Genomic DNA, 11907 nt, shown 5'->3' with positions numbered 1-11907 from the left:
CGAAGGTTAGTTTACGTCCGGCGGCTGCGTAGATCAGGAGCGGCAGCAGGAGAAGTTGGGCAGGTTCTCGGACAGCGTAGCCGCTGGCCACTGGGGCCCGCTGGCTACGCTGTCCGCGGTCAGGCTCTGCGAGCCACTGTCCCTCATCAGAACCAATAAATTGGATACGTGGCTCCGCGGAGCCGGGACCCGACGATTCCAAACCCGACCAGGATGCAGGCCGCGATCCCGGAACACACCACAAAGGCGACCTGACCCGTCGTCGCCATGGTACCGATGACTGCGGTGGCAGCTGCCGGTGAATGGGGCATCCTCAGCCACAAAGTCGCTCCGATAGCCAGGCTGCCCGCAACAGCGGCGGCCCAGAACGAGTGGCTGACCAACCCCGTGCCCACACCAACCAAGGCGGAAACAACCTGTCCCCCGATCACGCTCCGGGGCTGGGAGAGTGGCAGATGGGGCGCTGCGGCCACGAGCGCCATGGACGCAGCCATCGGCGGGATGAGCAGGAGGTGGCCCGACAGCTTGCCTAGCAGCACCAGGCAGGCGAGGGCGGCGACGCTGGTAAGGGTGGTAACAGCGAGCTTTGCCATCGGAGGCCGGTGGGGTGCTTGCGAGGACCAACGCATGCGGGGCTGAGGGGGATGGACCGGTGACCGGGCAGGACTGGTAACGGGCACGGTCATCCCCTTACTCGGCGACGAAGTACAGGCGCTTGTTGACGAATTCGCCCATGCCCAAGGGACCCATCTCGCGGCCAAAGCCTGACCGCTTCACGCCACCGAAGGGAAGTTCTGCTGCCTCCGCGGCAATGATGTTCACGTGCGCCATCCCAACGTTCAAGCGGGACGCAATGTTCGCAGCCCGCGCCTTATCGGTGGAGAAGACTGAGCCGCCCAGGCCGAAGTCGGAATCATTGGCGAGTTCGAGCGCCTCTTCATCGCTTGATACCTTGAACACGATCGCCACCGGCCCGAAAATCTCTTCCCGGAAGGAAGCCGATTCGCGGCTGATACCGGTCAGGACAGCGGGTGAGAAGTACGCACCTTCCCCCTCGGAGAGGACACCGCCCACTTCAAGAGTGGCGCCTTCGGCGACAGCCCGCTGCACCTGGGCGCTCACCTGCTCCGCAGCTGCCCTGCTGGAAAGAGGACCATAGGCACCCTCCGGCATGTTCAGGGGATCACCCGGCACGAGCCCATCAGCGAGCTTCTTCAACTGGGCCACGAACTCGTCATAAATATCTTCCATGACGATCATCCGCTTGTTGCCGTTGCATACCTGGCCCCCGTTGTAGACGCGGAAGTTCCAGGCGTCCGCAGCGACTGATGCGAGGTCGTGGGAGTCGAGCACGATCATCGGATCGGTTCCGCCGAGTTCGAGCACAGCCTTCTTCAGGTGCCTGCCGGCCTGCTCGCCGATGATGGAGCCGGCGCGCTCGGATCCTGTGAGAGATACGCCCTGCACCCGGGGATCGGCGATGATCGCACCGATTTGGTCGTGTGTGGCGAAGATGTTGGTGTAACCGCCGTCGGGAACACCAGCTTCTTTCATGATCTGCTGGACCGCCAGCGCAGAACGGGGGCATATGTCTGCATGCTTGAGCAGGATGGTGTTGCCGAGGACCAGGTTGGGCCCAGCGAAGCGGGCCACCTGGTAATACGGGAAGTTCCAGGGCATGACGCCCAGCAGAACGCCCACGGGGCAGTTCTCGATGACCGCCTTGCCGGGAACAGTGCTGGGAATCTCCTGGTCAACAGCGAGGCTGGGGCCGTGCACGCCGTAGTAGTCAAGGATCGAAGCGGCGAACTCCACCTCTTCGATGCCCTCTGCCAGGGGTTTACCCATCTCCTCGGCGATGATCCTGGCGAGCTCTTCCTTGCGCTCTTCAAAGAGCTCAGCAATACGGCGGACGACGGCGGCTCTGTCCTGAATGCTTTTCCCGCGCCACTGGCCGTAGGCGGCATCAGCACTGGCCACTGCCTGCTGTATCTGTTCGTCCGAAGCTGCTTCAAAGGTCTCTACGACCTCACCTGTTGCAGGGTTCTGCACCCGGTACCGGGACATATGTCTCCTTTTGTGTTGCTTCTCTGACGGTTTCTGGTGTCCAGGGTCTGATGTGGTTAGGGCTGATAGGTGGACCGGCTGCCCGCGGTGGGTGCTTTCTCCACGGTCAGGTGATGCCCGGTGTTGCTGCGATACATACGGCGCTCCAGCGTCGGCGAAAGTACCCACAGCGCCGAACCACTCGTGGTTTTGGCCACGACCGTCCCGTGATGCAGGAGTTGGCCGTTGCTGGAGAGTGAGACTTCGGTGCCAAGTTCAACTTGGGCCCACGCAGTACGTGTTGCAGGTTCCACTTTTAATCGGCTTTTCTTGTCGAGGTTTTTACCGGTGTCGGTCAGCGATCGCCGGGCTGTATTCCATCCGGGGCCCAGGGGTAGCCGGTGGCCAGGGGTGCGCCGTCGTCGTGGCGGGAAAGCCATTCGACCGCTGCACCGTGGTAGCGGTGGAAGCCTTTGTAATCCACGAGTTCGGAGTCCAGCGACGCGAGGGCCCGGTGGATGCGCTTGGCCCAGTCGGGAGCGAACTCCACAAGCTCGGCGAGGCTGACGAGGTAAGTACGGACGGGGAACACTATCGCGTTTGACCGGGGCAGGCGGTGCAACGGCTGCAGTTCAATGCGCAGGTACACCTTTTCGCCGGCGTTTTCGCTGGTGACTGTCGTCCGGTCCGGCGCCCATTCCGGGAGCGTTTCCACTGACGTCTCAAGACGCGGGTTGACGGTAAGCGACCAGTTGACCCTCCTTACAGGGTGACCGGCCTTCATGCGCAGCAGGAACTTGAGGGCCCTGTCCAGGATGCCCATCTCGTGCAGCTTCGGTACCGGGCCGTGGAACTCAAAGAAGCTCATGCCGAGGTTGAACTTCAAGGAGTAGTCGGCACGCTGGGTGGTCATGCCCGCGCCGATGACGAGCGTGTTGTCCCTTTCCTCGAGGACGACGAATTCGCCCTGTGCTTGCCGGGTGGCGTACTCCATGGGGTCCATCGGCAAGGTGGCCGGGTCACCGAACGTGAACGAATCATCGATTCCGAGGAGCCGGTTCTGCCACCGCCACTCGTTTCCGTTCTTAGTGAGAGTGAAGTGTTCCGGGAAATCCCTGGCGTAAGACTCAAAGATGAGCTCGAGCAGATCCCACTGCGCTTCCAGCATGTGCGGCAGTGCAAGGTAGTGTACGTCCGGCATATCGCTGAGCATTTGGGCGCGGTGGGCGCACTCCGACACATAGTGTTCATCAATATCGAATGCGGCTCTCAGGGCACCGTTTCCGGCCGGGACGTGCGGTTCCAGGTTCATTGAATACATGTAATCGTCGTCCGGGAACGGGAACGGCAGCCGGCGAACACCCTCGGGTGAATTCCGGAACTGGTATTCACCCTCCGGCGTGTAGGTTTCATCCGTCTTAAAGGCTGCTGGTTCAGATACGGCAGTCATGTCATTTTCCTAAGCGTTGATAACGAGTTTTGTGCAGGTGGCCCGCGAAACGCAGGGCATGATGAGCTTGCATGTTGCCCGGTCTGATTCGGACAACCAGTCGTCACGGTGGTCAATGGTGCCCTCGAGTTCCAGGACCTCGGTCTCACACTCCCCGCAGGCGCCTCCCCTGCAGAGGTAGGGCAGCTTGTGGCCTGCCTCCTCGACCGCTTCCAGCAGCGACTGCTCGGGAGAAACCTCAATCACGGCTCCCGAACGTGCCAGTGTCACGGAGAACGGATCTCCCGTGGAACCGAGGTCCTCGAACCTCTCGAAGTGGATGTTCGCGTCCGACCAGCCAAGGGCATGGGCGGAACTGACGACGTCGTCGATCATCCGGGTGGGCCCGCACACGTAAGCGTGCGTACCCAACGGCCGTCCTGCCAGGATGTCCATGATGTTGAGCCTGGACTGGCCGTCGTGGCCGTAGAGCGTGACCCGATCGCCGTAGCGTTCCTTGAGTTCGTGGCCAAGCGCGGCGTGGTCCGGGCCCCGGACGGCCAGGTGGAGTTCGAAAGGGCTTCCCTTGAGGCTTAGTTCTTCGAGTTGGGCAAAAACGGGCGTTACGCCCACACCGCCCGCGATGAAGAGATGGTGCGGTGCGTGTTTCGAGACGGGGAAGAGATTCGCGGGAATACCTGCGAGGAGGACATCGCCTTCCCGTACGTTGGTGTGCATGGCGAGCGAGCCGCGCTTGCCGTCATCCACCCTTCGGACAGCTATCTGGTACTCGCTGGTGTCGTAGGGCGAACTCATCAGTGAGTACGCGTTGCGCCTGGTGTCTCCGTCGGCCGGAATCAGGACGGTAAGGTGGCTGCCGCCCGAAAATGGTGGGAGCCAGGAGCCGTCGGCTGCGCCGAAGGTGTACCGGTTGATTTCCGGGGTCACCGCTTCGATCCGTTTGACCCGGAGCCGCAAGGCTCCATGCTGGGACTCGCTCACGTATCTAACTCCTCATTTTCCGGCATTTCGCCGGGTACTTCGCTGTCTGCTTTCACTCCCTGGAAGGCCGCGAGCCTCCCGGAGTAGTGATCGCGCACGATCAAGTTCAGGTCACAGCCAGGGCATACAAAGACCCTGTGGGTGACATTTTCGGAATAGTGGCCACAGTGAGCGCACCACACGCGCCTTACGAAGGAACCGGCATGCTCGCGCAGCACTTCGTCCCGGTTCATGCCGTACGAGGTAGCGACTTGCATTGAGGTGCCGATAAACCCCTCAGAACCGGCCAGGTAGAGGCGTGTTCCCATCTTCGCCGTCGCGAGGAACGCATCGAGTCCGCGGACGGCATCCGCGTTAGTTGGGAACACCGCCAGCTCATGCACGTTGAACTGTTGGAGATCGATCAAGTAGTTCTGGCCGGTAAATGATTCTGTTGAATACAGAACGGTGGTGGCCGCCAGCTGTTCAGGGGTCATGGCCCGGAGAAGGCGCACCAGGGCTTTCCCACCGCTGCCCTGGGCGGCTGCGAGATGGTTAAGGCCGCTGGACATTGGCGCCAGCTCGTCGTAGACGGGTCGGCTCTTGATGCCGGTGATCAACATTGGATTTTGTTACCTTTCGTCCTTCACGCCGGCTGACGGGCCGAAAGCGCGGGAACTGCATCAGCTGCCGGGGCGTCACCCTTGAGGTGCGGCTTCTTCCATGCCATGTACCCCAGGCCAACCACGACGACCGTGACGGCGGAAATCAGGACCACATGGTTGGCGAACCATCCGTCTTCCGGTGTCCGCGGCCAGGCCATGTTGACCATGCCGAGCAAGCCCCACACGAGAGCTGCGATATTTACGGGAATACCCCATACGCCCAGGCGGAAGGCTCCGTTCGGCTTCCAGCCCAGGATGCGTGCCCGGAGCGAGGCAAGGACAACCATCTGGAAGCCCATGTACATGCCCATGGCAGCAAAGGAGATGATCACTGTCAGCGCATCGCTGGAGACCTTGGATCCGATGACGATGAGTGCCGGCACCAACCCTGCCAGGAGCAGTGCGTAAGGGGGCACATGGCGCGATTCGCTGAAGGTGCTGAGGAGCTTGCTGGCCGGAAGGATTCCGTCACGGGCCATCGAGTAGGCAAGGCGGGAGGTTGCGGCCTGCAGGCTCAGCACGCAGGAGAGGAATGAGACCAGGACAACCGCAAGAACTGCCTTGAATCCGATGGGGCCGAACGCCGAAAGGAGGATATTGCCGACCGGGTCCGTATCGGTCCCGGAGATCACGGCAGCGAAATCGGGAACGGCGAGGATGAGGGACAGGCAGACGAACATGGCTGCGAAACCGCCGATGTAGATGGTCATCCGCATGGCCTTGGGGATGGTGCGGCCCGGGTTGGGGACCTCCTCCGCCACATCGCCGCACGCCTCAAAGCCGTAGTACTGGAAGATGCCAATGAGACCGGCAGCCGCAAAAGCAAAGAAGTAATTACTGCCTTCTCCTGCACCGAATGTCTGGAACAGGACGCTGAGGTCGTGGTGCCTGGCGGTAGCAAGCAGCCAGATGCCAACGACCAGGGCACCACCGAGCTCTGCCAGGAGACCAATCATGGCCACGGCGTTCAGCACCTTGGTGCCGCCAAGGTTCAACACAGTAGCTAGGGCTATGACCACCAAGCCGCACACGATCGTGGTGTCCACGCTGCTGTCCATGCCTGCCAGGGTGCTCAGGAACGGGCCCGCCCCATACGCCACGCTGGCGATGGTGGTCAGGAGCGCCACCAGGTAAACCCAGCCGTTCATCCAACCCCATTTACGGCCCCAGAGCCGCCTGGACCACGGATAGACTCCGCCGGCCACCGGGTACGCCGCCACAACTTCACCGAAGACCGTTGCCACCAGGAGTTGTCCGACCCCGACGATGAGCAGTGACCAAAACATCGGCGGCCCGGCAACGCTTAGGGATGCCGCGAACAAGGAATAGATCGCTACTACAGGTGACAGGTAGGTGAATCCCAGCGAGACGTTCCCCCAGAACGTCATCTCCCGCTTGAATTGCCTCTCGTACGAGTAACCAAGGCTGGCGAGATGCTGAGCGTCATCATCGACCGCAGCTTCCCCAACAGATTCAGGTGCTTCTACACGCATTGGACTCCTTCTAATCGGTCACACCGCTGCCTGTGAGCGGGACCACGTCGTAAAAACCATAGTTTCATATCTTTATTCGCGCAACCCTCACCGTGGACGCCGTGAAAATCGCGATCTTCGGGGCTCTCACGGCCTAATCCGGCTCGAAAAACTATGCTTTCCAGGCTTTTAGTACGTCTGCAGTACACTTCATAAGCAGCAGCACTCGAAGGTGCCAATGGCAAGAAGGAAGCTTGCGGGACTTCTGAGCGGGGCCGGCTGATCGGCGCCGCATCGGCTGGGCGGGGAAGCCCGTCAGTGCCGGACTAGAGTTACTGCTGTCCCTATTCCCCATGGAGTCGTTCTTGGCATCTACCACCGCTTTCCAAGCCCAGGTGTACCGGGCATTGCCGGAAACAGAGCGCTCCGAAGCCATCGTCAACCGGATCTCCAAGGCAATCGCCCTTGGACTGCTGAAGGTCGGCGAGCGGCTTCCCCCCGAGACGGCACTGTCGGAAATGTTTGGCGTTGCGCCGTCTACCCTCCGTGAGGCATTGTCCGACCTTCGGGATCAGGGAATTGTTGCAACGCGGCGGGGCCGCAGCGGCGGCACATTCGTTGTGAAGCAGCCCTTCACCTCCGCTGATGTCATAAAAAAATGGTTTCAGGACACGTCCATTGCCGAAATTCGGGACGCGGGCGACGAGCATGCTGCCATCGCCGCCGCAACTGTAAGGCTGGCCTGCGAACGGGCCGAACCCCACGAGATCAACAGACTTACAGACCTTGCGCGCGGCGTAGTCATGACTGACAAGCCTGAACTGCAGGCGCGCGCCGACAGCAGATTTCATATCGAATTGGCCGTCTTGGCGCAGTCCCCTCGACTGACGAATGCAGAGATTAGGCTGCAGGCCGAGACAGTCCAAGCACTGTGGGCGCCGGTATCCCTGACCCGCGATCCCGAACAGGTGGCCGCCGAGCACCTGGCCTTGGCACGTGCCATCGCAAACGACGCACCTGAGGACGCTCAACATCTGGTGCTGAAACACATCCGGCATGACGTACACCACTTGGTGGACGCGAAATTGTCCCTCGGATACCCGACGTATCAGCAGGAGCGCCCATGACAACCACTACCCCTGCAACTAAGGCCGCACAGGAAATAGCCGCCTGGACGGACACCCTCGGACTCGACGTCGACAAGTTCGCCTTCCAAACTGCCGCTTTGTGGACAAATCGCCAAAGCCCTTTCCCTTTCACCGTTACGCCCCGGGACGTGGGGCAGCTGGAAAACATGGGCAAGGATTTCCTTGCAACCCATAGTTTCGTTGTGGGGGCCGGGGTCATCTTCTCGGCAGACGCCATCGAAAACCGGGACGGCGTCCTCGAGTGGTGGATCAGGCGCGGTGAAGGAATCGAAAAACTGGAATTCGACCTCACCCCTGGCGGGGAGCGCTTTTACGACTACCAGAACATGCCCTTCTTCACCTCGGCAAGCCGGACAGGGGAACGGTCAATGTGGGGCCCCTACGTCGACTACCTGGGCCTGGACGAATACATCCTCACCTACACGGCGCCGATCCAGGTGGATGGAGAATTCGCGGGAGTGGCGGGCTGCGACATCAGGATCCGCAAGCTCGAAGAGATATTCATGCCTGCGCTCCGGGCCATCCCGGGAGATGCTGCCCTCCTCAACGGAAGCAACCGCGTCGTCGTAGGAAACTCCGGCGCGCACCTGGTGGGCGAAAGAATCCGCCACATCCCGACGGACAAACACTTGATCCCGATCGAGGTGGCGCACCTGGGCCTCACTCTGATGTGCAGCCGCTGACTCCCCCGCAAAGGGTGAGGATGTTGAGGGTCAGCCCTGCTGCCCAGTTCGGATGGCGTCACGCCACGAGCTCAGCGGCATAGAAGCCGCCCTGCCCTGCGAGGTACACAGTGGTCCCCACTTTCCCGGCCTGGGATGAGGTGAAGACGGGGCAAGCACAAGTACCGCTTCCCGTTCAGTCGCATCAGGCGAATTTCGTCATCGGAAAGGATATTTCCGGCCAACTCCCCCAACGAGTGTCAGCAAAATATGACAATTCCGTAAAAAGGTGCTTCGTACTTTACATTGGCGAGACAATAAGTAGACTTTCTTTGTGCCGTCGTCATATTCTGGGACGGTCGTCTGAAGCAGACATTACCGGGGGGGGTGGTGCACGTGACTGGAACCAGTTCTCTGTGGCGTACCCTCAGGCCGACCCTCTTGGCAGGGGCAGCCGCCCTCACGTGGCTCACAGTGTCGTCCACTGCTGCCAGCGCTGACACGCTTCCTGAGCCTTCGTCGCTGCTTGGCAGTGTCACATCCTCGGTGGCATCCGTTGGCGAAGTGCTGCCCGCCCTGTCGCCAAGCGTCGAAACGGGCCGTACGCCCGCATCCGTTCCGAACGGACTGCTGCAGCCCGCAGCGGCACCAGTGGCCGGCGCCGTCGACAGCCTCATTACTTCGGTACCCGTGGTCAACCATGTTGTGCCGGCAAATACTGTCTCTGCCGTTACGGCACCTGTAACGGCTGTCGCCGATAACGTGGCAGCCGGGGCCATTGGCGCGGTGGTATCACCGCTGACCGAAGCTGTTCCCGTTCCGGAACCTGTGGTTCAACCCATTACCGATCTGGTTGGCGGTATCTCACCCCTGCCTGGCGACCTCCCGGAGCTCCCGCAACTTCCGGCCGCACCGGATGCGGAACCGACTGCCGAAAATACTGGCATCAGTGACGGCACTGCGGTACCAGAATCGATCCCAAGCTCCGCTGGTCCTGTGACCGCCGAAGACCCGGAATACACCGCCGCTCCGGCGACGTCCGAACCTGCATACTTCGCGTCCTATCCCACTTCCGGCGTAAACCCGATAGCAGTGGTGGGCGTGCAGACGGTTCCCTCCGGCGGGTCGCCTTACCCTGCCCATGCTCCTGCTCCCCCTGCCTCAGGCGGCGGCAGCAGCACGGCATCGGGAACAGGTTCCGGTCCGGCAGCCTGGCTGGACGCCTTCATTCTTCAGCTCCCCCTGGCGGGCAACAGCCTGCTGGGCGAATACGCCAAGCACGCTCCTTCACCGGTGTTTTTCGACCCCGGTTCCTCTCCTGATTAGTTGAGTGCCCACTGCCGCACGTGTGGCAGAACACGGCTAACGGGTTGCTGATCCAGCGCCCGACCTCAACTACTTCAGGAGAAACGAATCATGAGTACCAACCTTCGCAGGGGGCTGATCGGCACCCTCTTTGCCGGCGGGCTGCTTGCCCTGAGCTGCACCGCAGCCAACGCTGCAGACGCCACCACCGCACCCGAAACCCCTCAGGCCGGCCTCGCAGTTGCCGCGGACGTGAACTTGGGCCTGGGCGGCATCACCGAAACTGGCGCCACCAACGGCAGCATTGCTGATGCAGCGGTAGCCGCCGACGTCGCCCTCAATCTCGGCAGCGTGACAAATACCGGAAACGCCGGCAGCCTCGTTGACGCAGCCGTTCTTGCCGACGTCAACCTCGGAAGTCTGACGGGAACCAATGGGACCCACACAGACGCTGGCGTACTCGCCGATGTCGACCTCAACCTCGGCGGCACCAACGGCACCGGCACTGCGCTCCCCGATGGCACAGTCCTCGCAGACGCAGCGGTCAATCTCGGCGATGTCACGGGCACAGGCAACACCGGCAGCCTCGACGCAGCCGTTCTTGCCGACGTTAACCTCGGTCTTGGAAACGTGACGGGCACCAATGGGACCCTCGCCGACGCTGCCGTACTCGCCGATGTCGACCTCAACCTCGGCGGCACCAACGGCACCGGCACTGCGCTCCCCGATGCCACCGCCGTCGCAGACGTAGACGCAGCGGTCAATTTAGGCGATGTCACGGGCACAGGCAACACCGGCAGCCTCGTTGACGCAGCCGTTCTTGCCGACGTTAACCTCGGCCTGGGCGGCACCAACGGCACCGGCACCACCATCCCCAACACCGACGTCCTGGCAGACATCGACCTCGACCTCGGACTCGGCGGCACCAACGGCACCGGCACCACCGTCCCCAACACCGACGTCCTCGCTGACATCAACCTCGACCTCGGACTCGGCGGCACCAACGGCACCACCGTCCCCAACACCGACGTCCTCGCTGACATCAACCTCGGCCTCGGCCTGGGCGGCAGCAACGGCACCGGCACCACTGTCCCGGGGAACACCGGAGACGTGAATGTGGACGTTGATCTGGGAGTTGGTATTGGTGGTTCCGGCAACGGGACAGAAGTTCCCGGCGGCGGAACTGGCGGCACCGGAACTGTGGACCCGGGCACGGGCGGCACGGGCACTGGCGTAGCTCCCGGAACGGGCACTGGCGGCACCGCAACAGTTGCCCCGGGAGCCGGCATCAGCGTCGTTACCCTGGTCTCCGGCACCACCAACTCTGAGGCTAAGACCAGCGCTGGTTCAATCAGCGCTGGAGGCCTCGCGGCCGGCAACGCCGTCAATGCTGCTTCAGCAGGCAATGCACAGACGCAGGGCTCCAGCGCCCTGGCCAACACGGGTGCCGACGCTTCACTGCTCCCGTTTGCCCTGGTCCTTCTGATTGCTGGCCTGCTGCTTCTTATGAAGCGCCGCTCAGCCTAGCCTGCAGCAGGAATAATAACCGACAGGCATCAGGACTGCCGGCATAAGTGCAAGCAGCCCTGCACAGGATAAAGGTCCGGTGGTGGACGCAGGTTCGCCACCGGACTTCCTGCTGGGAGCCCGGAGCCTGTCCCTGATCTTCATAACCCGTCACGATTTAGAACACCGCAAGGAACAACACTGTGCAACACCAGGAATGGTTTACGGCTTCGAAGGATAACGGCACGCTGCAGCTGCGATGGGCTCCACGGACTTTCGTCACCTACGAGATCGCCGTCCAAGCTGCCAATGCGCTAGCCGGACTTAGCAGCAACCAGCCCCTGCCGCTCCTCGTCGACATCACCGGCGTCACGGGCCTCGCCCCCGAAGCCCGGGCCGGGATGAATGCCTACAGCGGGTTCTCGACTGTTGCACTCGTTGGCGACCATCCCATGGGCACGGTAATCGCCGGTTTCGCCCGGCAGTCGACAACTCCGACACGGTTTTTCACTGACGAAACAGAGGCGCTCCGCTGGCTTTCGGGCCATACCCTTTAGCCTCCAGGCGCCTGCCGGCGTCGACGCGCCGGCTCGGAGCCGCAGAAGAAACAGGGCCCGTTTCTCTCATCGCGGACAGGGGTTCTCCCCGGCCTTCCTGTCCATGTTCAAATGGGAAGGTTGAACCGGCCGCCGA

General features: G+C 61.9%; 12 protein-coding genes. 5 read left to right on the top strand and 7 right to left on the bottom strand.

Annotation, left to right across the window (positions count from 1 at the left end):
* Nucleotides 1-146 precede the first annotated feature (146 nt).
* The 7 genes from AC5RVN_RS10265 to AC5RVN_RS10235 all read right to left on the bottom strand — a co-directional run bounded on the left by AC5RVN_RS10265 (nt 147) and on the right by AC5RVN_RS10235 (nt 6614).
* Nucleotides 147-593, bottom strand: coding sequence for an HPP family protein (locus AC5RVN_RS10265; RefSeq protein ID WP_494042146.1), 447 nt, complete (start codon nt 591-593; stop codon nt 147-149).
* A 97-nt stretch (nt 594-690) separates the two neighbouring features.
* The gene (locus AC5RVN_RS10260) at nt 691-2067 is read right to left on the bottom strand and encodes an NAD-dependent succinate-semialdehyde dehydrogenase (RefSeq protein ID WP_494137840.1); all 1377 of its coding nucleotides are present in this window, start codon (nt 2065-2067) and stop codon (nt 691-693) included.
* A gap of 56 nt (nt 2068-2123) precedes the next feature.
* Complete coding sequence (locus tag AC5RVN_RS10255; RefSeq protein ID WP_494042144.1) at nt 2124-2360, bottom strand: hypothetical protein; 237 nt, start codon at nt 2358-2360, stop codon at nt 2124-2126.
* Between the two features lie 41 nt (nt 2361-2401).
* A complete protein-coding gene (locus tag AC5RVN_RS10250; protein ID WP_494137839.1) occupies nt 2402-3496 on the bottom strand; it encodes a heme-dependent oxidative N-demethylase family protein in 1095 nt (364 codons plus the stop codon).
* A 9-nt stretch (nt 3497-3505) separates the two neighbouring features.
* Nucleotides 3506-4477, bottom strand: coding sequence for a PDR/VanB family oxidoreductase (locus tag AC5RVN_RS10245; protein ID WP_494137838.1), 972 nt, complete (start codon nt 4475-4477; stop codon nt 3506-3508).
* Entirely contained in the window at nt 4474-5079 is a 606-nt protein-coding gene (locus AC5RVN_RS10240; RefSeq protein ID WP_494137837.1) for a dimethylamine monooxygenase subunit DmmA family protein, read from the bottom strand. Before AC5RVN_RS10240 ends, AC5RVN_RS10245 begins: the two co-directional genes overlap by 4 nt.
* Before the next feature lie 23 nt (nt 5080-5102).
* A complete protein-coding gene (locus AC5RVN_RS10235; RefSeq protein WP_494137836.1) occupies nt 5103-6614 on the bottom strand; it encodes an APC family permease in 1512 nt (503 codons plus the stop codon).
* Between the two features lie 344 nt (nt 6615-6958).
* Between AC5RVN_RS10235 and AC5RVN_RS10230 the strand changes: the two genes are divergently transcribed.
* From AC5RVN_RS10230 to AC5RVN_RS10210, 5 genes are all read left to right on the top strand, one after another.
* Nucleotides 6959-7720, top strand: a complete 762-nt coding sequence (locus tag AC5RVN_RS10230; protein ID WP_494137835.1) for a FadR/GntR family transcriptional regulator — start codon at nt 6959-6961, stop codon at nt 7718-7720.
* On the top strand, nt 7717-8424 hold the full coding sequence (locus AC5RVN_RS10225) for a cache domain-containing protein (protein WP_494137834.1): 708 nt from the start codon (nt 7717-7719) through the stop codon (nt 8422-8424). Before AC5RVN_RS10230 ends, AC5RVN_RS10225 begins: the two co-directional genes overlap by 4 nt.
* A gap of 375 nt (nt 8425-8799) precedes the next feature.
* On the top strand, nt 8800-9729 hold the full coding sequence (locus AC5RVN_RS10220; protein WP_494105074.1) for a hypothetical protein: 930 nt from the start codon (nt 8800-8802) through the stop codon (nt 9727-9729).
* Between the two features lie 90 nt (nt 9730-9819).
* A complete protein-coding gene (locus tag AC5RVN_RS10215; RefSeq protein ID WP_494042136.1) occupies nt 9820-11235 on the top strand; it encodes a hypothetical protein in 1416 nt (471 codons plus the stop codon).
* A 182-nt stretch (nt 11236-11417) separates the two neighbouring features.
* On the top strand, nt 11418-11771 hold the full coding sequence (locus AC5RVN_RS10210) for a SpoIIAA family protein (protein WP_494137833.1): 354 nt from the start codon (nt 11418-11420) through the stop codon (nt 11769-11771).
* Nucleotides 11772-11907: the final 136 nt, after the last annotated feature.

The organism is Arthrobacter sp. sptzw32, assembly GCF_059089735.1.
This window is presented reverse-complemented; position numbering and strand designations above follow the sequence as displayed.